The sequence below is a fragment of the Streptomyces sp. NPDC103540 genome (assembly GCF_055584445.1).
The window spans coordinates 31,884-53,568 of record NZ_JBVJMA010000017.1; the positions used below are offsets into that span (position 1 = coordinate 31,884).

The window sequence follows — 21,685 nt, forward strand, 5'->3', positions numbered from 1 at the left end:
CCACGGCCCTGAACACGGAGCACATGATGACCACATCGAACGACAAGATCGTTCAGGCGCTGCGGGCCTCCCTCCAGGAGACCGAACGGCTGCGCCGGCAGAACCGCAAGCTGACGGCCGACACCCGGGAACCCATCGCCATCGTCGCGATGAGCTGCCGCTTCCCCGGAGGCATCGCCTCGCCCGAGGACCTGTGGCGGCTGCTCGCCGAGGGCGGCGACGCGATCTCCGGCTTCCCGGCCGACCGGGGCTGGGACCTGGACGCGCTGTACGACCCCGACCCGGACCACGCGGGCACCTGCTACGTCCGCCACGGCGGATTCCTCGACGGGGCCGCCGAGTTCGACGCGGAGTTCTTCGGGATCTCCCCGCGCGAGGCACTGATGATGGATCCGCAGCAGCGCCTGCTGTTGGAGACCGCCTGGGAGGCCTTCGAGCGCGCCGGCATCGACCCGGCCGCACTGCGCGGCACCCGCACCGGAGTGTTCGCCGGCACCAACGGCCAGGACTACGCCCGACTGTCCACCTCCCCGGAGGACTTCGACGGCCACCTCGGCACGGGCAACGCCGCCGCCGTCCTCTCCGGCCGGCTGGCCTACACCTTCGGCCTGGAGGGGCCCGCGGTCACGGTCGACACGGCGTGCTCCTCGTCGCTCGTGGCCCTGCACCTCGCCGCCCAGGCGCTCCGCAAGGGCGAGTGCACCCTCGCCCTGGTCAGCGGGGTGACCGTCATGTCCACACCGGGCGCCTTCATGGAGTTCAGCCGGCAGCGGGGACTGGCCGCCGACGGCCGCTGCAAGCCGTTCTCGGCCGCCGCCGACGGCACCGGGTGGAGCGAGGGCGTCGGCATGCTGCTCGTCGAGCGGCTCTCCGACGCCCGCCGCAACGGCCACCGCGTCCTGGCCGTGGTGCGGGGCAGCGCCATCAACCAGGACGGCGCCTCCAACGGCCTCACCGCCCCCAGCGGCCCCGCCCAGCGCAAGGTGATCCGGCAGGCCCTCACCGACGCCGGCCTCACCGGGAGCGACGTCGACGCCGTCGAGGCCCACGGCACCGGAACCGTCCTCGGTGACCCGATCGAGGCCCAGGCCCTGCTCGCCACGTACGGCCAGGACCGCCCGAACGCACGCCCCCTGCTGCTCGGCGCGCTCAAGTCGAACATCGGCCACACCCAGGCCGCGGCGGGCGTCGCCGGCGTCATCAAGATGGTGATGGCCATGCGCCACGGGGTGCTCCCCGCGACCCTGCACGTCGACGAGCCGTCGCCGCACGTGGACTGGACGTCGGGCGCCGTCCGGCTGCTCACGGAGGCCGTCGCGTGGCCGCGAGGGGAGGGGCCGCGCCGGGCCGGCGTGTCGTCGTTCGGAGTGAGCGGCACCAACGCCCACGTCGTCCTGGAAGAGTCGGCCCCCGAGACCACCCCGCCGCCGCCCGCCGAATCCCCCACCCCCGCGTCCGCCGTCCCGCAGCCGCGGCCACCGGTCCTGTGGCCGCTGTCGGCCCGCACCCCCGGGGCGCTGCCCGACCAGGCCCGGCGCCTGTTGACGTACGTACGGGAAAACCCGTCGACCCCGGCCGCCGCCATCGGTCACGCGCTCGCGACGACCCGCGCGGCGCTGCCGCACCGCGCGACCGTGGTGGGGGGCGACCGCGAGGAACTCCTCGCCGGGCTGGAGGCCTTCGCCCGTCACGAGCCGACGACCGCGGTCGCCGAGGGCACGGCGGTGCGGAAGACCAAGGTCGCCTTCCTGTTCTCGGGGCAGGGGAGCCAGCGGCTCGGGATGGGGCGGGAGTCGTACGCCGCCTTCCCGGTGTTCGCGGACGCCTTCGACGCGGTGTGCGTCGAGCTGGACCGGCACCTGGAGCGGCCCCTGAAGGAGGTGGTGTTCGGTGAGGACGAGGAGCCGCTGAACCGCACCGCGTTCGCCCAGCCGGCCCTCTTCGCGATCGAGGTGGCCTTGTTCCGGCTCGTCGAGTCGTGGGGCGTGCGGCCGGACGTGGTGGCGGGGCATTCGGTGGGGGAGTTCGCCGCGGCGCACGTGGCGGGGGTGTTGTCGCTGGAGGACGCGGCCCGTCTGGTGGCCGCGCGGGGTCGTCTGATGCAGGAGCTGCCCGCCGGGGGAGTGATGGTCGCCGTCCAGGCCTCGGAGGAGGAAGTACGGGACCTCCTGGCCGGTTTCGAGGACCGGGTGGGCATCGCCGCCGTCAACGGGCCTTCCTCGGTGGTGGTTTCGGGCGAGGCGGAGGCGGTCGCGGTCGTGGCCGGGAAACTGGCCGTCGAAGGCCGCAGGACGAAGCCGCTCGCCGTCTCCCACGCCTTCCACTCCCCGCTGATGGAACCCATGCTCGAAACGTTCCGGGAGATCACCGGACGGGTGGCCTTCGCCGAGCCGACCATCGCCATGGTGTCGACCGCCACCGGACGCCCGGTGACGGCCGACGAACCGGCCGACGCCGACCACTGGGTGGGCCAGGTCCGCGCGGCGGTGCGGTTCGCGGACGCGGTGCGGACCCTCGCGGACGCCGGAGTGACGGCGTTCGTCGAGATCGGCCCCGGCGGCGTACTGACCGCCGCCACCCAGGAACTCCTCGATCAGCGGGAGGCGGTGGCCGTGCCACTGCTGCGGGCGGACCGCCCCGAGGAGCCGGCCGTGGCCTCCGCGCTGGCACGGCTCCACGTCCACGGCGTCCCGATCGCCCCGACCGGCGCCCCGGCCGCCGACCCGTCCACCCCGTGCGACCTGCCCACCTACGCCTTCCAACGCCGCCGCTACTGGCTGGAGTCGACCGCCTTCGCCCCCCGTCCCCCCGCCCCCGCCGAGGGCGCCGACCCGACGGAAGCCCGGTTCTGGGACTCCGTGGAACGCGCCGACCTCGCGGAGTTCGCGCAACGGCTCGACCTGAGCGACGACGCCCCCCTCAGCTCGGTCCTGCCCGCGCTGTCCCTGTGGCGCCGCACCCACCGCGAGCACACCACGGCGGACGGCCGGCGCTACCGCGTCGGCTGGCGGCCCGCGCCGGCCACCGCCCCCGATCCCACGCGCCCGGCCGGCACCTGGGCGGCGGTCGTACCCGCCCGCCTGACGGACGACCCCTGGACCGGCGCCGCGTTGGGGGCCCTGCGCGAGCACGGGGCGGACGTACGCCTGCTGCACGTCGAGCCCGGCACCGACCGGCGGGAGCTCGCCGACCGGCTGCGCGCGGAGCTGACCGACGCCACCGTCGACGGAGTCCTCTCACCGGCGGCCCTCGACGCTCGGCCGCACGCGGCGCACCCCGCGCTGTCCGAAGGGCTCGCCGCGACCCTGACCCTGATCCAGGCCCTCGGCGACGCCGGCATCGACGCGCCCTTGTGGTCCGTGACCCGGGGCGCCGTCTCCACGGCCCCCTCCGACCCGCTCCGCGAACCCGGCCAGGCGCAGGTCTGGGCCCTCGGCCGCACCGCCGCGCTGGAACACCCCCGACGGTGGGGTGGGCTGATCGACCTCCCCGAGGTGCTGGACGCCCGCGCCGCCCGCCGCTTCACGGCCGCGCTCACCGGCGCCCACGGGGACGAGGACCAGTTGGCCGTACGCGCCTCCGGGACCTTCGTACGCCGCCTCCTGCGCGCCCCGTCGCACCCGGCCGCGACGCCCGCCGAGGCCGCCGCCTGGCAGCCCCACGGCACCGTCCTGATCACCGGGGGCACCGGAGCCCTGGGCGCCCACGTCGCCCGCTGGGCGGCCGGCGCGGGCGCGGACCACCTGGTGCTGACGAGCCGACGCGGGCCCGAGGCCGCCGGAGCCGAAACCCTGCGCGCCGAACTGGAGGGCCTCGGTGCCCGGGTCACCATCGCGGCCTGCGACGTCGCGGACCGCGCCGCACTGGCCCGACTGCTCGACGGCCTCCCCCCGGAACACCCGCCGACCGCGGTCGTGCACGCGGCCGGCGTCGGAACCCCCGGGATGCTCGCCGACACCACACCGGGCGCGTTCGCCGAGGTCCTCGCCGCCAAGACGGCGGGCGCCCGGCACCTGGACGACCTGCTCGGGGACCACCCCCTGGACGCCTTCGTCCTCTTCTCGTCGATCTCCGGGGTGTGGGGCGCCGCCGGGCAGGCGGCCTACGCCGTGGCCAACGCCTCCCTCGACGCCCTCGCCGAACACCGCAGGGCCCGCGGACTCACCGCCACCGCGGTGGCCTGGGGGCCGTGGGCCGGCGGCGGAATGGTCGAGGACGGCGCCGCCGAGGAACGCCTCCACCGACGCGGCCTGCCCGCCCTCGCCCCGGAGGCGGCGATCACGGCGCTGCGCACGGCCGTCGGCCGTGACGAGACCACCGTCACCGTGGCCGACGTCGTATGGGACCGCTTCGCACGCTCCTTCACGCTGCTCCGTCCGAGCCCCCTGCTGCGCGCGATCCCCGAGGCGGCCGCGGCACCCGCCGCCGAGGAGGACCGGGCGCCGGGCGAGGGCGCCGGCGAGCCGGGCGGGCTCGCCCACCGGATCGCGACGCTGACCGGCACCGAGCGGACCCGGGCGGTCCTCGCCCTCGTACGGCGCGAGGCCGCGGCGGTCCTCGGGCACCAGGACACGGAGGCCGTCGCGGCCGACCGCGCGTTCCGCGAGGTGGGCTTCGACTCGCTGACCGCCGTCGAGCTGCGCAACCGGCTCGGCTCCGCCACCGGAGTCCACCTCCCGGCCACCCTCGTCTTCGACCACCCCTCCCCGAACGCCCTCGCCGCACACCTCGTGGCCGAACTGACGGCCGCCACCGCGGGCACCTCCGCCGATCCCCTCCCGCCGAAACAGGCCCGCCGTGCGTCCGACGGCGACGAGGACCCCATCGCCATCGTCGCCATGAGCTGCCGCTACCCGGGCGGCGTACGCACCCCCGAGGAGCTGTGGTCCCTCGTCGCGGACGGCCGTGACGCGATCGGCGCCTTCCCCACCGACCGGGGCTGGGACCTGGAATCCCTCTACGACCCGGACCCCGACCGGCCCGGCACCACGTACACGGAGAACGGCGGCTTCCTGTACGACGTCGCCGACTTCGACCCGGGGTTCTTCGGCATCTCGCGGCGCGAGGCCCTGGCCATGGACCCCCAACAACGCCTGCTGTTGGAGACCTCCTGGGAGGCGTTCGAACGGGCCGGTCTCGACCCCACCGCACTGCGCGGCACCGCCACGGGCGTCTTCATCGGCTCCGGCTACCAGGACTACGCGGCACGTCTGCTGAGCGTCCCGCAGGACCTGGAGGGTTACATCGGCACCGGTAGCTCCGGCAGCGTGGTCTCGGGCCGCATCGCGTACTCCTTCGGCCTGGAGGGGCCGACGCTGACGGTCGACACGGCCTGCTCGTCCTCGCTGGTCGCCCTGCACCTCGCCGCCCAGGCCCTGCGGCGAGGCGAGTGCGACCTCGCTCTGGCCGGCGGCGTGACCGTGATGTCCAGCCCCCACGCGTTCATCGAGTTCAGTCGGCAGCGCGGGCTGGCGGCGGACGGTCGGTGCAAGCCGTTCGCGGCCGCGGCGGACGGTACGGGCTGGGGCGAGGGTGTGGGCATGCTGCTGGTGGAGCGGCTGTCGGACGCGCGCCGCAACGGGCACCGGGTGTTGGCGGTGGTGCGTGGGTCGGCGGTGAATCAGGATGGTGCGTCGAACGGTTTGACGGCGCCGAACGGTCCGGCGCAGCAGCGGGTGATCCGGCAGGCGCTCGCGCAGGCCGGTCTGTCGGCGGCCGACGTGGACGCGGTCGAGGCGCACGGCACGGGGACCACGCTCGGTGACCCGATCGAGGCGCAGGCGTTGTTGGCGACGTACGGGCAGGATCGTCCGGCTGATCGGCCCCTGTGGTTGGGGTCGTTGAAGTCGAACATCGGCCACACGCAGGCGGCTGCCGGCGTGGGCGGGATCATCAAGATGGTGCAGGCGATGCGGCACGGGGTGTTGCCCCGGACGCTGCACGTGGACGAGCCGACCCCGCACGTCGACTGGTCGGCCGGCTCCGTCGAGCTGCTGACCGGAGCCGTCGACTGGAGCGCCGACGAGCGGCACGTCCGCCGTGCGGGCGTCTCCTCCTTCGGCGTGAGCGGCACCAACGCCCACGTCATCATCGAGCAGCCCCCGTCCCCGAACCCGTCCCCGTCCCCGAACCCGTCCCCGGCCCCTGCCCCGGTCCCGTGGCTCGTGTCCGGTAGCGGCCCGGAAGCCCTCCGTGGGCAGGCCGAACGCCTCCTGGCGCACGTCGAGGCCCATCCCGGCCTCGAACCGGTCGACGTGGCCCTGACCATGGCCACCTCCCGCGCCGCGCTGGAGCACCGGGCCGCTGTGGTCGGCACCCGACGGGAGGACTTCCTGCCCGCGCTGCGCGCACTGGCGAACGGGGATGCCGAAGCGACGCCCACGACAGCGCGTGCCACCGCTTCCACGGACCGCAAGGTGGCGTTCCTCTTCTCGGGGCAGGGCAGTCAGCGGCTGGGGATGGGGCGGGAGTTGTATGCGGCCTTCCCGGTGTTCGCGGATGCCTTCGACGCGGTGTGCGCGTATGTCGACGCGCATCTGGATCGTGCGCTGCGTGAGGTGGTGTTCGGTGCCGACGCGGAAGCGCTGGAGCGGACGGAGTTCGCGCAGCCTGCCCTCTTCGCGGTCGAGGTGGCTCTGTTCCGCCTGTTGGAGTCGTGGGGTGTGCGGCCCGATGTCCTGGCGGGGCATTCGGTGGGGGAGTTCGCGGTCGCGCATGTGGCGGGGGTGTTGTCGCTGGAGGACGCGGCCCGTCTGGTGGCCGCGCGGGGTCGTCTGATGCAGGGGTTGCCCGCCGGGGGAGTGATGGTCGCCGTCCAGGCCTCGGAGGAGGAAGTACGGGACCTCCTGGCCGGTTTCGAGGACCGGGTGGGGATCGCCGCCGTCAACGGGCCCACGTCGGTGGTGATCTCGGGTGGCGACGAAGCCGTCGCGACCGTGGTCGACCGGCTTTCCCCGAGCGGCCGGAAGATGAAGGCGCTGACGGTCTCGCACGCCTTCCACTCCCCGCTCATGGACCCGATGTTGGAGGAGTTCCGGCAGATCGTGGCAGGGGTGACGTTCGGTACGCCGACGTTGCCGATCGTCTCCACGCTCACGGGGCGGATCGTCCCTGCCGAGGAGTTCGGCACCCCCGACTACTGGGTGCGGCACGTCCGTGAGGCCGTCCGCTTCGCCGACGCCGTGAGCGCCCTCGCCGACGAAGGGGTGGACACGTTCCTGGAGGTCGGTCCGGGTGGTGTGTTGAGCGCGTTGGCCCAGGACTGCCTGGGCGGCGACGAGGTCGTGATCCCGGTCCTGCGTACGGACCGGGCCGAGGAGGAGGCCGTCGCGACGGCCCTGGCCCGGCTTCACGTCCACGGCGCGGGCGTCGACTGGCAGACGGTCTTCGCCGGCCGGGGAGCGCGCCGCGTCGACCTGCCCACCTACGCCTTCCAGCGCACCCGTCACTGGCTCGACGCCGGGCCCGCCACCGGGGACCTCACGAGCGCCGGGCTGCGCTCCGCCGAGCACCCGCTGCTCGGGGCCGCCGTCGCCCTCGCCGACGGCGAGGGGGTCGTACTCACCGGCAGGCTCTCGACGACCGCACAGCCCTGGCTGACGGAACACCAGGTCATGGGGGTGGTACCGGTACCCGGCACGGCATTGCTCGACCTCGCCGTCCGGGCCGCCGACGAGACGGGTTGCGGCCGGGTGGAGGAACTGACCCTCCAGGCCCCGCTGGTCCTGCCGGCCCGGGGCGGGCTGCGGATCCAGGTCGCCGTGACCGGTCCCGACGACGAGGGCCGCCGTACCGTACGCATCCACTCGCGGCCGGACGTCGACACCCCCGACGAGCCCTGGTCGACCCACGCGGTGGGGCTGCTCGCCCCCGAACCCCGGACGCCCGGCGAGGGGGAGGAGCTGGCGCAGTGGCCGCCGGCAGGCGCCCGGGCCGTCCCGATCGAGGGGTACTACGAGAGGCTGGCGGAGCTCGGATTCGGATACGGCCCGCTGTTCCGGGGGCTGCGCGCGCTGTGGCGCCGCGAAGGGCAGGTGTTCGCCGAGGTCGCGCTGCCGCCGGACACCGCCGTGGACGGCTTCGGCGTCCATCCGGCGCTCCTCGACTCCGCCCTGCACGCGGTCGGCCTGGGCGGGCTCCTGCCCGACACCGGCGAGGGGCGGGTCCCGTTCGCCTGGAACGGCGTACGACTCGACGCGACCGGCGCGCGGGCCCTGCGGGTGCGGCTGACCTCGACCGCCCCGGACACGGTGTCCCTGCTCGCAGCCGACGGCACGGGCCGGCCGGTCGCCTCCGTCGAGTCCCTCGCGCTGCGGACGGTGACCTCCGACCGGCTGTCCGAGGCCGGTCGGGTCGAACACCCCGACACCCTGTACCGGATGGACTGGCCGGTCCTCCCGCTCGCCGGGACGGACGCCCCGGACACCCCGCACCCCGTACGCGTCGAGGACCACGCGGGCCTGCTCGCCCTCCTCGCCCGCCCGGCCGACGCGGAGGCCGACGCGGCACCCTTCCCCGAGACCGTCCTGGTGCCGGCGCCGCAGGGCGCGGGCTCGGCCGCCGACGGCGCCGCCGAGGAGGTCCGCGCCGTGGTCGGGGAGGGCCTCGCGCTCCTGCGGACCTGGCTCGGTGACGACCGCACCGCCGGCTCGCGGCTGGTGCTCCTCACCCGGGGTGCCGTCGCCCCCGAGGCGGGTTCCACGGTCACCGACCCGGCCCAGGCCGCGCTCTGGGGCCTCGTACGGTCCGCGCAGTCGGAGAACCCCGAACGCCTCGTGCTCGTGGACCTCGTGGACCCCGACGGAACCTCGGCCCCCGACGGCTTCGCGGAGCCCGAGGCGCCGGGCGGTCCCGGGCCGTCCGCGCGGGTGCTGTCCGCCGCGCTGGCGACCGGTGAACCGCAGCTGGCCCTGCGCGGCGGCACGGCGTACGTCCCCCGGCTCGCCCGCCGCACGCCCGCGGACGGGCTGCGGCCCACCCCCGGTACGACGCACTGGCGGCTCACCACGGGCGCCACCGCCGGAGCCGCCGGCACCCTCGACGACCTCGCCCTGACCGCGAACCCCGCCGCGGCGGCCCCGCTCGGCGCCGGCCAGGTCCGCATCGCGGTGCGCGCCGCCGGCGTCAACTTCCGCGACGCCCTGATCGCGCTCGGCATGTACCCGGGCGGCGCCACGCTCGGCAGCGAGGGCGCCGGTGTCGTGGTCGAGACCGGGCCGGGCACCACCGGCCTCGCGGTGGGGGACAGGGTGTTCGGCATGATCCCCGAGGCGTTCGGCCCGCTCGCCGTCGCCGACCACCGCATGGTGGCGCGGATGCCCGAGAAGTGGACGTTCGCCGAGGCCGCCTCGGTACCGATCGTGTTCCTGACCGCCTACTACGCCCTCGTCGACCTGGCGGACCTGCGGGCCGGACAGACGCTGCTGGTGCACTCCGCGGCGGGCGGCGTCGGCATGGCCGCGACCCAGCTGGCCCGTCACCTCGGCGCCGAGGTCCACGGCACCGCCGGGCCCGGCAAATGGGCGGCCCTGCGGGCGACCGGTCTGCACCCGGACCACCTCGCCTCCTCGCGCGACCTCGACTTCGAGCGGCGCTTCCGGGACGCCACCGGGGGGCACGGGATGGACGTCGTCCTCAACTCCCTCGCCGGCGCCTACGCCGACGCCTCCCTGCGGACCCTGGCCGACGGGGGCCGCTTCCTGGAGATGGGCAAGACGGACGTCCGCGACCCCGACGCCGTCGCCCGCGAGCACCGGGGCGCCCGCTACACGGCCTTCGACACCATCGAAGCGGGCCCCGGCCGGATCGGCGTCATGCTCCGCGAGCTGGTGGCCCTGTTCGAGGCCGGCAGGCTCAGGCCGCTGCCCCGCACCTGCTGGGACGTACGACAGGCGCCCGCCGCGCTGCGCCACCTGAGCCAGGCCCGGCACATCGGCAAACTCGTGCTGACGGTCCCGACCGAGCCCGACCCGGCGGGCACCGTGCTCGTCACGGGCGCCACCGGGGCCCTGGGCGGGCTCGTCGCCCGCCACCTGGTGGCCGAACACGGGGCACGGCACCTGCTGCTCATCGGCCGGCGAGGCCCCGCCGCCGAGGGGGCGAGCCGGCTGCGTGACGACCTGCTCGCCGCGGGCGCGGCGACCGTGACCATGGAAGCCTGCGACGCGGCCGACCGCGACGCCCTGGCCGCGGTGCTGGCGGCCGTCCCCGCCGAACGCCCGCTGACCGCCGTGGTCCACGCCGCCGGCGTCCTGGACGACGGAGTCGTCGCCTCGCTCACCCCGGACCGGCTGGACGCGGTCCTGCGCCCCAAGGTGGACGCCGCGCTCCACCTGCACGAACTGACCCGGCACACGGACCTGTCGGCCTTCGTCCTGTTCTCCTCCGTGGCGGCGACCCTCGGCAGTGCGGGGCAGGGCAACTACGCGGCGGCCAACGCCTTCCTCGACGCGCTCGCCCAGCGCCGCGCGGCCGCCGGACTGCCCGCCACCGCCATCGCCTGGGGCCCCTGGGCCGACGGCGGCATGGCCTCGGGCCTGGAGGGGGCCGCGCGCGACCGGATGACCCGCTCCGGGCTGGTCCCCTTCGACCCGGCGGAGGGCCTCGCACTGTTCGACGCGGCCCGGACCGGAGAACACGCCGTCGCCGTACCGGTGCGCTTCGACACCCCGCGGCGGAAGGCCGGCGAGCCGCAGGGGGGTGAGCGACGGCCCGTGCCGGCGATCCTGCGCGGTCTCGTCCGGCCGGCCGTACGCCGTACGGTCCGCGAGTCCGACACGGCGGGCGGCGCCGACGCCCTGCGCGACCGGCTCGTCCGGCTGTCCGAGCCCGAACGCGACGCGGTCCTGCTCGACCTGGTACGCACCCGGGTGGCCGCCGTGCTCGGCATCGAGGACCCGCGCGAGGTCGACCGCAACCGGGAGTTCAAGCTGCTCGGCTTCGACTCGCTCACCTCGGTCGAGCTGCGCAACCGGCTGGCCTCCGCCACCGGCCTGCGACTCCCGGCCACCCTCGTCTTCGACTGCCCCACCCCCGCCGCGCTCGTCGCCCGCATCCGGCTCGACCTCGTGCCCGAGCGGGCGGCCGCCCCGTCGGCCCTGACGGTCTTCGGGGAACTGGAACGACTGGAGGGCGTCCTCGCCGGACTCGGCGGCTTGGGAGCGGACGACGAAGCGGTGCGGTCCCGGATCAGGACCCGGCTGCTGGGCCTGCTGTCGGCGTTCGACGAGAGCGCGACGCCCGAAGGTCGAGCGGGCGACACGTCACCCGGGCGGACCCCCGCCTCCTCCGACGAACAGCTCCGGGACGCGACCGTCGACGACATCTTCGCCCTCGTCGACCAGGAACTCGACGGCTCCTGAGCAGCCCCGTGAGCACGGTGCACACCAACGCGGCCGCACCACCGCACCACTCCTCCTGACACTTCCCGGCGGGTGAAAGAGACATGCAGAACGACAACGCGAACGACAGCGCGAACGAGAGCAACGAGAGCGCCGGCGCGAGCGGCACGAACGAACAGAAGCTGCTGGACTACCTCAAGCGCGTGACGGCGGACCTCAAGCAGACCCGACGCCGCCTGCACGAGGTCGAGGCGAAGGACCAGGAGCCGATCGCCATCGTGGCGACGAGCTGCCGCTACCCGGGGCGGGCGGACAGCCCCGAAGCCCTCTGGAAGCTGGTCGAGAGCGGCTCCGACGCCGTCACGGGCTTCCCCACCAACCGCGGCTGGGACCTGGAGGGGCTCTACGACCCCGACCCCGAGGTCCCCGGCACGTGCTACACCCGTGAGGGCGGGTTCCTGCACGAAGCCGGCCGCTTCGATCCCGACCTCTTCGGGATGTCCCCCCGCGAGGCCCTGGCGACAGACCCGCAGCAGCGGCTGCTCCTGGAGGTCGCCTGGGAGGCCTTCGAACGCGCCGGCATCGCCCCCACCTCCGTCAAGGGCTCCCGAACGGGAGTGTTCGTCGGACTCGCCTACCAGGGTTACGCGGGCGGCGGCGACACCAGGGAGGAGCTGGAGGGGTTCCTCCTCACCGGCACCGCCCCCAGCGTCGCCTCCGGCCGGCTCTCCTACACCTTCGGCCTCGAAGGCCCCTCCCTGACCGTCGACACGGCCTGTTCCTCCTCGCTCGTGGCGCTGCACCTGGCGGTCCAGGCCCTGCGCCGGGGCGAATGCTCGATGGCCCTGGCCGGCGGCGCCGCCGTCATGGCGGCCACCGGCATGTTCACCGAGTTCAGCCGGCAGCGGGGACTGGCCGCCGACGGCCGCTGCAAGTCGTTCGCGGCGGGTGCCGACGGCACGGGGTGGGGTGAGGGTGTCGGGATGTTGCTGGTGGAGCGGTTGTCGGACGCCCGGCGTCTCGGCCACCCGGTGTTGGCGGTGGTGCGGGGGTCGGCGGTGAACCAGGACGGTGCGTCGAACGGTCTGACGGCGCCAAACGGTCCGGCTCAGGAGCGGGTGATCGAGCGGGCGTTGGTGGACGCGGGACTGTCGGCGCTGGATGTGGACGTGGTGGAGGCGCACGGGACGGGGACGCGGCTCGGTGATCCGATCGAGGCGCAGGCGTTGTTGGCGACCTATGGGCAGGATCGTCCGGTTGATCGGCCCCTGTGGTTGGGGTCGTTGAAGTCGAACATCGGGCACACGCAGGCGGCTGCGGGCGTGGGTGGTGTGATCAAGATGGTGGAGGCGATGCGGCACGGGGTGTTGCCGCGGACCCTGCACGCGCAGGAGGCGACCCCGCACGTCGACTGGTCCTCCGGCGCCGTACGCATCCTCACCGAGCCCGTGGTGTGGACCGGCGACGGTCGCCTGCGCCGGGCCGCCGTGTCCTCGTTCGGCGTGAGCGGCACCAACGCGCACACGATCATCGAGGAGGCCCCGCCGGCCCCCGCCCCCGAGGAACGACCCGACGGGCCGACCCCGGCCGCCCCGGCCGCCGCACCCCTGCCCGTGGCCTGGACCCTCTCGGGCCGCAACGGCACCGCCCTGCGCGAACAGGCCGAGCGCCTGCTGACGCACGTCCTGGGGCTGGACGACGTCAGCCCCCTGGACGTCGCCCATTCCCTGGCCGGATCGCGCGCCACGTTGGAGCACCGCGCCGCCGTCATCGGCACCGAACTCCCCGAACTCGTCGCCGGCGTAAGGGCGGTGGCCCAGGGGACACCCGCCGCGCAGGTGGTCGAGGGGGTGAGCGGTCGCGAGGCCGGAACCGCGTTCCTGTTCTCGGGGCAGGGCAGTCAGCGGCTGGGTATGGGGCGGGAGTTGTATGCCGCCTTCCCGGTGTTCGCCGCCGCCTTCGACGAGGTGTGCGTCGAGCTGGACGGGCGGCTCGGTCGGCCCCTGAAGGAGGTGGTGTTCGGTGAGGACGAGGAGTTGCTGAACCGCACCGCGTTCGCGCAGCCGGCCCTCTTCGCCGTCGAGGTGGCGTTGTACCGGCTCGTCGAGTCGTGGGGGGTGCGGCCGGACTTCCTGGCCGGGCATTCGGTGGGTGAGTTCGCGGCGGCGCATGTGGCGGGGGTGTTGTCGCTGGAGGACGCGGCCCGTCTGGTGGCCGCGCGGGGTCGCCTGATGCAGGGGTTGCCGGAAGGCGGCGTGATGGTCGCCGTCCAGGCCTCGGAGGCGGAGGTACGGGCCCTCCTGGCCGGTTTCGAGGATCGGGCGGGTATCGCGGCCGTCAACGGGCCGACGTCGGTGGTGGTTTCGGGTGAGGCGGACGCGGTCGCGGCCGTCGTCGACCGGCTGGCGGCCGAGGGCCGCAAGACGAAGCCGCTCGCCGTCTCGCACGCCTTCCACTCCCCGCTCATGGACCCCATGCTCGACGCGTTCCGGGTCGTCGTGGAAGGCGTCTCCTTCGCGGCCCCCCGGCTGCCGATCGTCTCCACGCTCACCGGACGCCCCGTACCGTTCGAGGAGTTCGCCTCGGCGGACTACTGGGTGCGCCACGTCCGCGAGGCCGTGCGTTTCGCCGACGCCGTCGACCACCTCGTCGGCGAAGGGGTCGAGACCTTCCTGGAGATCGGCCCCGACGGCGTCCTGACCGCCCTCGCCCAAGGCGTCCTCGACACCGGACGGGCCGCGATCCCCGCCCTGCGCGCGGACCGCCCCGAGGAGGTCGCCCTCACCACCGCGCTCGCCCGCCTCCACGTCCACGGCGCCCCCGTCGACTGGGAGGCCGTGTTCGCCGGCCGGGGCGCCCGCCGGGTCGACCTGCCCACCTACGCCTTCCAACGCGAGGAGTACTGGCTCCGGGCCGCCGCACCCACCGGCCGCGGCCGGCCGGGGCCCGAGGACCACACGTACGACGTCACGTGGCGGCGGGTCCCCGCCCAGGAGGCCAACGCCGCCGAAGGGCACTGGCTGCTGGTGGTGCCCGCCGAAGGGGCGGACCCCGACGCCGGGCACATCGCCGCGGGGCTCGCGGACGCCCTCGCCGCCCTCGGCGCCCGCACCACCGCACTGACCGTCGACGCCGACGCGGACCGCGAGACGCTGACCGCCCGGCTGCGCGGGATCGTGGCCGAAGCCGCCCCCCGCGCCGTCGTCTCGCTGCTCGCCCTGGACGAACGGCCGGTCGCGGGTCTGGCCGCCCTCGCCGCCGGCGCCGCGGGCACCCTCACCCTGATCCAGGCCCTCGGCGACGCGGGCGTCGGGGCACCCCTGTGGTGCGCCACCCGCGGCGCGGTGTCCACGCCGGCCGACGACGACCCGCCCCCCGCCCCCGCCCAGGCGCAGATCTGGGGTCTGGGTCGGGTCGCCGCGCTGGAGCACCCCGCGCGGTGGGGCGGCCTCGTCGACCTGCCCCGGGACTGCGACACCGGCGCGTTGGCCCGGCTCGTCGGCGTCCTCGCCGGCTCCGGCCCGGAGGACCAGCTCGCCCTGCGCGCGGACGGCGTCCTCGCCCGGCGCCTCGCGCGCACGGCCGGCGGCGAGGCCCGGTCCGACGCCCGGTGGGAGCCCCGGGGGACCGTACTGATCACCGGGGGCACCGGTGCGCTCGGCGCCCACGTCGCCCGGCTCCTCGCCCGTCGCGGAGCCGAACACCTCGTCCTGGCCGGTCGCCGGGGTCCCGCCGCCGAGGGCGCCGGGGAACTGGCCGCCGAACTGGAGGCGATGGGTGCCCGCGTGACCGTCACCGCCTGCGACGTGTCCGACCGCGACGCGGTGGCCCGACTGCTCGCGGACCTGACGGACGCACCTGACGCACCGGACGCACGGGGCGGGGCGGGCGCGTACGGTCCGCTCACCGCCGTGGTGCACGCCGCGGGCGTCGACACCCCGGCGGCGCTGGCCGACACCGATCCGGCCGCCTTCGACGCCGTCCTGGCCGCGAAGGCGGCGGGCGCCGTCCACCTCGACGCGCTCCTGCGCGAGCACGCCGACGGGGGAGGGGCGCTCGACGCCTTCGTGCTGTTCTCGTCCATCGCCGGCGTGTGGGGCGCGGGCGGCCAGGCCGCCTACAGCGCCGCCAACGCCCAGCTCGACGCGCTCGCCGCCGCCCGCCGGGCGCGCGGACTGGCGGCCACCGCCGTCGCCTGGGGGCCGTGGGCCGACGCGGGCATGGCCGCCGGCCACGGCATCGCCGACGGCCTGCGCCGGCGCGGCCTGGAACCGCTGGCCGCCGACGTCGCCGTCGCCGCCCTGGACCGGGCGGTGGGCCGGGGCGCGACCACGGTGACCGTCGCCGACGTGGACTGGGCCCGGTTCGCCCCGACCTTCACCGTCGGCCGCCCCAGCCCGCTCCTCGGCGACCTCCCCGAGGTCCGGGACGCCACCGGCCGCGACGCACACCCCGAGGGGGCCGCCGACACCGCCACGGCCCTGCGCCGCACCCTCGCCGCGGCGGACCCGGCCGATCGCGACCGTACGCTCCTGGAACTCGTACGGGCCGAGGCCGCCGCCGTGCTCGGGCACCCGGGCCCAGAGGCCGTCGAGCCCGGGCGGGCCTTCCGCGACCTGGGCTTCGACTCGCTCACGGCCGTCGAACTGCGCAACCGGCTGGCGACGGCCACCGGCCTGACGCTGCCCACGACCCTGGTCTTCGACCACCCGTCCGCGCTCGACCTGGCGGGCCGGCTGCTTGTCGAACTCCTCGGCACCGACGACGCGGAGGGCGACCCGCGCGCGGCGGGACGCACGGGCGCGGACGACGAACCGATCGCGATCGTCGCCATGAGCTGCCGCTACCCGGGCGGCGTCCACTCGCCCGACGACCTGTGGAGGCTGGTCGAGGAGGGCACGGACGCGATGTCCGCGTTCCCCGACGACCGCGGCTGGGACCTGGACTCCCTCTACCATCCGGACCCCGACCACCCGGGCACGACCTACGCACGGGCCGGCGGGTTCCTGTACGACCTGGCCGACTTCGACGCCGCGTTCTTCGGCATCTCGCCCCGCGAGGCGATCGCGATGGACCCGCAGCAGCGACTGCTGCTGGAGACCTCGTGGGAGGCCTTCGAACGCGCCGGCATCGACCCGGCGACCCTGCGCGGCAGCAGCACCGGCGTGTTCGTCGGATCCGGATACCAGGACTACGTCCGGCGCGGCCTGGCCGTCCCCGCCGACGTCGAGGGCTACCTCGGCACCGGAAACGCCGCCAGTGTCGCCTCCGGGCGCGTCGCCTACACCCTCGGCCTCGAAGGACCGGCCGTCACCGTGGACACGGCCTGCTCCTCCTCGCTGGTCGCCCTGCACATGGCGGCCGGGGCGCTGCGCCGGGGCGAGTGCGGGATGGCCCTGGCGGGCGGCGTCACCGTGATGTCCGGCTCGGGGGCCTTCGTCGAGTTCAGCCGGCAGCGCGCGCTCGCCGCCGACGGCCGCTGCAAGGCGTACTCCGCCGACGCCGACGGCACCGGCTGGGGCGAGGGCGTCGGCATGCTGCTGCTGGAGCGGCTGTCCGACGCCCGCCGCAACGGGCACCCCGTCCTCGCGCTCGTCCGCGGCAGCGCCGTCAACCAGGACGGCGCCTCCAACGGGCTCACCGCGCCCAGCGGCCGGGCCCAGCGGCTCGTCATCCGCCAGGCCCTCGCGGACGCCGGGCTGAGCGCCGCCGACGTCGACGCGGTCGAGGGGCACGGTACGGGCACCCGACTCGGCGACCCCATCGAAGCGTCCGCGCTGCTGGAGACGTACGGGCGCGAACGCGAGGGGGACCGGCCGCTGTGGCTGGGCTCCCTCAAGTCCAACATCGGGCACACGCAGGCCGCCGCCGGGGCGGGCGGCATCATCAAGATGGTGCAGGCGCTGCGCCACGGCCTGCTGCCCAGGACCCTGCACGCCGACGAGCCGACCCCGCACGTGGACTGGAGCGCGGGCGCCGTCCGGCTGCTCACCGAGCCGGTCGCCTGGGAGGCGGACGGCCGCCGGCCCCGCCGGGCCGGGGTGTCGTCCTTCGGGATGAGCGGCACCAACGCCCACGTGATCATCGAGGAGGCCCCGCGCCCCGACACCGCCCCCGACGCCGGAGGCCCCGACGCCTCCGACGCCTCCGACGGCGGCGCCCCGACACCGCGGCCCTTCGACTCGCGGGCCACCGCGCTGCTCCTGTCGGCCCGGACCGGCCCCGCCCTGGAGGCGCAGGCCGGACGCCTCGCCGCGCTCCTGCGCCGCGGCCACGCCCGCCCGCGCGACGTCGCGTACGCCCTCGCCACCACCCGCACCCCCTTCGCGGAACGCGCCGTCGTCGTCGGCGAGGACGGCGACGAACTGGCCGCCGCCCTCGAAGCCCTCGCGACCGCCGACGCCGACGCCTCGGCGGTCCGGGGGACGGCCGCCACCGCGCACCGACCCGTGTTCGTCTTCCCCGGCCAGGGATCCCAGTGGGCGGGCATGGCCGTCGAACTCCTCGACACCTCGCCCGTCTTCCGCGACCGGATCGCCGCCTGCGGCCGGGCCCTGGCCCCGTACGTGGACTGGTCCCTGGAGGACGTCCTGCGCGGAGCCGAGGGCGCCCCGCCGCCCGTGGCGCCGGACGTCGTGCAACCCGCGCTGTGGGCGGTGATGGTGGCGCTCGCCGAACTGTGGCGCGCCGCCGGGGTCCGCCCGGCGGCCGTCGTCGGCCACTCCCAGGGCGAGATCGCGGCGGCCGTGGTCGCCGGGGCCCTCACCCTGGCCGACGGCGCCCGGCTCGTGGCACGCCGCAGCGCCCTCCTCGTACGCCTCTCGGGGCGCGGCGGAATGGTCTCCGTCGCTGCGTCGGAGACCGAGACCACCGCCCGGCTGACCCGCTGGCAGGGCCGGCTGAGCGTGGCCGCCGTCAACGGGCCGCGCACCGTGGTCGTCTCCGGCGACCCGCAGGCGCTGGCCGAACTCCTCGAAGCCTGCGCCGCCGAGGGAGTGCGGGCCAAACGCGTCCGGGTGGACCTCGCCTCGCACAGCGCCCAGGTCGAGGCCCTGCGCGAGGACCTCGCCGCGGAACTGGCCGGGCTCACGCCGAGCACCCCCGAGGTCCCGTTCCACTCGACGGTGACCGGCGAACCCCTCGACGGCCCGCCCGACGCCGCCTACTGGTACCGCAACCTGCGCGGAACCGTCCGCTTCGAGTCCGCCACCCGAGGCCTCCTGGCCGCCGGACACCGCGTCTTCATCGAGATCAGCCCGCACCCGGTGCTCGTCTACGGGCTCCAGGACACCGTCGACGACGCCCGCCCCGACGGAGCCGCCACCGCGGTCCTGTCCACCCTGACCCGCACCGAGAGCGGCCCCCGCCGCTTCCTGACCGCACTCGGCGAGGCGCACGCGCACGGCGTCCCCGTCGACTGGAGGACGGTCCTCGGCGGAGGCGAACCGCGCCCCGCCGAACTGCCCACCTACCCCTTCCAGCGGCAGCGGTACTGGCTCGACAACGCCGACCCGACCACGGCGGACGCGCCCGCGTCCTCCGCGACCGCCGCGGACGCCGGGTTCTGGGACGCCGTCGAACGCGAGGACCTGACCGCCCTCACCGAGGAGCTGCGCCTCGACGAGGACGCCACGCTGCGCGCGGCGCTCCCGGCCCTGCACGCCTGGCACCGGGACCGCCGCGACGAGGCCGCGACGGACGCCTGGCGCTACCGGATCGACTGGAAGCCGGTGCCCGACCGGACGCCCCCCGCCCTCACCGGCACCTGGACGGTCGTCGTCCCGCCGTGCGGGCGGCAGGACCCGGCGGTCGAACTCGCCCTGGACTCCCTCGCCGCGCACGGCGCGCGGATCGTACGCCTGGACCTGGCGGGCGACGAGGACCGGCCGGCCCTCACCGACCTGCTGCGCGCGGCCGGACGCGGCGCGAGCGGCGTGCTGTCGCTGCTCGCCCTCGACGAGACGGCGCACCCCGGGCACCCCGCCGTCCCCCTCGGCCTCGCCACGACCCTGCTCCTCGTCCAGGCGCTCGGCGACGCGGGCATCGACGCCCCCCTGTGGTGCGTGACGCGGGGCGCGGTCTCCACCGGGCCCGACGACCGCCTCCACGCGGTGCGCCAGGCCCCGGTGGCGGCGCTCGGCCGGGTCGCCGCCCTGGAGCACCCGAACCGCTGGGGCGGCCTCGTGGACCTGCCCGCCGACGTGCGTGCCACCGACGGGCGGACCGGACGCCGGCTGGTCGCGGCGCTGTCCGGCGCGGGCGGCGAGGACCAGATCGCGATCCGCGCCGAAGGCCACCTCGTCCGCAGGATGCTCCGCGCGCCCGCCGGCGAGGCACCCTCCGGGCCCGGCTGGCAGCCGCGCGGCACCGTCCTGGTGACCGGCGGGACCGGCCACATCGGAGGCCTGGTGGCCCGCCGGCTGGCCGCCGGCGGCGCCGAGCACCTGGTGCTCGCCGGCCGTCGGGGCCCCGAAGCCGAGGGCGCCCGCGAACTGGCCGCCGAACTGGAGGCGTCGGGCGTCACCGTCACCGTCACCGCCTGCGACGTGGCCGACCGGACGCAGGTGGCCGCGCTCCTGGACTCGCTCGCCGACCTGCCGCCGCTGACCGCCGTCGTGCACGCGGCGGGCATCGGGACTCCCGCCCTGCTCGCGGACACCACCGTCGCCGACTTCGCCGCCCTCATGGGGGCGAAGGCGGCGGGCGCCGCCCACCTGGACGAACTGCTCGCCGACCGCGCACTCGACGCCTTCGTGCTGTTCTCCTCCGGCGCCGCCGCCTGGGGCAGCGGCGCCCAGGCCGGGTACGCGGCGGCCAACGCCTTCGCGGACGCCCTCGCCGAGGACCGTCGGGCCCGCGGCCTGGCCGCCACCTCCGTCGCCTGGGGCGCCTGGGCCGGCGGGGGCATGGTCGACCGGGCGGCCGAGGAACGGCTGCGCCCGCGCGGCCTCGCCCCCATGGACCCCGACCTCGCCGTGCGGGCCCTGTGGCGCGCCGTCGGCCGCGCCGACCACCACGTGGTCGTCGCCGACGTGGACTGGACCCGCTTCGCGCCCGCCTTCACCGCGGCCCGGCCCAGCCCGCTGATCGGGGACCTGCCCGAGGTGCGCCGCCCGCGGGCGACCGAGGACGCCGGCCGGGACGACCCGTCCGACGGCGAACCCCTCCTGGTCCGCCGGCTCGCCGGGCTGCCGGAGGCCGAACACGCCTCCGCGACGCTGGAGTTCGTACGGGCCGAGGCCGCGGCCGTGCTCGGGCACCCGTCCCCGGACGCGGTGCGCGAGGACCACGTCTTCCTGGAGCTGGGCTTCGACTCGCTGACCGCCGTCCGCCTGGCCAAGCGGCTCGGTCGGGCCACCGGCCTCCGGCTGCCCACCACCCTGGTCTTCGACGAGGCCACCCCCGCCGCCGTCACCGCCCGGATCGTCGGTCTCCTCGGGCGGCCCTCGACCGCCGGCGCCCCCGGCGCGGGCGACGCCGGCGGCGGCGCGGAGGGCCGGGAGGACGGGCTCATCGTCGACCTCTACCGGACGGCCGGCGAACAGGGCCGCCTCGCCGAGGCCATCGAGATGGTCAGGGCCGTCGCCCGACTGCGCCCGGACTTCGACGCGACGTCGGCCGCCGGACACCGGACCGTCCCGGTCCGGCTGGCCCACGGCGAGCCCGCCGAAGGCCCCCACCTGGTCTGCTTCGGCCCGTACATGGCCCCCTCCGGGGTGCACCAGTACGCCCGGTTCGCCGCCGCGTTCGGCGGCCGGCGCACCGTCTGGGGCCTGCCCGAGCCGGGTTTCGCCCCGGGCGAGGCACTGCCGCGCGACGTCGAGGCGCTCGTGGCGGTGCACGTCGCGGCCGTCGAGGCGTGCGCGGGCGGGGAACCGGTGGTGCTCGTCGGCTACTCCTCGGGTGGCTGGGTGGCGCACGCGGTGGCCCGCCGGCTGGAGGAACTGGGCCGTCCCGTCGAGGGCGTCGTGATGCTCGACAGCTTCAGCCGCGGGCAGGGCATGGCCGACCGGTTCCAGGCCGCGGTGGTGCGCGAGCAGGCGGAGCGCTTCGACTTCGTCTCCGCGCCCGGCACCCAGCTCACCGCGATGGGCGGCTACCTGTCCCTGTTCGAGGACTGGGACGCACCGGAGGTCGGGGCCCCCACCCTGGTCGTCCGCGCGGACGACCCCATGACGGGCGGCGAGGAGGGCGCCGACGACCGGCCGCCGGCCCCCGAGCACGCCGGGACGGTCGTCGAAGTCCCCGGAAACCACTACACGCTGATGGAGCGCCACGCGCACACCACGGCGACCGCCGTCGACGAGTGGATCCTCAAGCTCCCCTGACCCCTGCCCATCCCCGAC

2 protein-coding genes are annotated in these 21,685 nt (G+C 75.9%); both read left to right on the forward strand.

The annotated features are described in order from the left end of the window. Positions 1-26 precede the first annotated feature (26 nt). Complete coding sequence (locus tag ACZ6ZI_RS32535; RefSeq protein ID WP_469526937.1) at positions 27-11,360, forward strand: type I polyketide synthase; 11,334 nt, start codon at positions 27-29, stop codon at positions 11,358-11,360. 83 nt (positions 11,361-11,443) lie between these two features. Then, the gene (locus ACZ6ZI_RS32540; RefSeq protein ID WP_469526939.1) at positions 11,444-21,667 is read left to right on the forward strand and encodes a type I polyketide synthase; all 10,224 of its coding nucleotides are present in this window, start codon (positions 11,444-11,446) and stop codon (positions 21,665-21,667) included. Positions 21,668-21,685 lie beyond the last annotated feature (18 nt).

What these genes read in the sequence shown, in the direction of transcription:
- ACZ6ZI_RS32535 (WP_469526937.1), top strand. Translation starts at nt 27, where the DNA reads ATGACCACATCGAACGACAAGATCGTTCAGGCGCTGCGGGCCTCCCTC.
- ACZ6ZI_RS32540 (WP_469526939.1), top strand. Translation starts at nt 11,444, where the DNA reads ATGCAGAACGACAACGCGAACGACAGCGCGAACGAGAGCAACGAGAGC.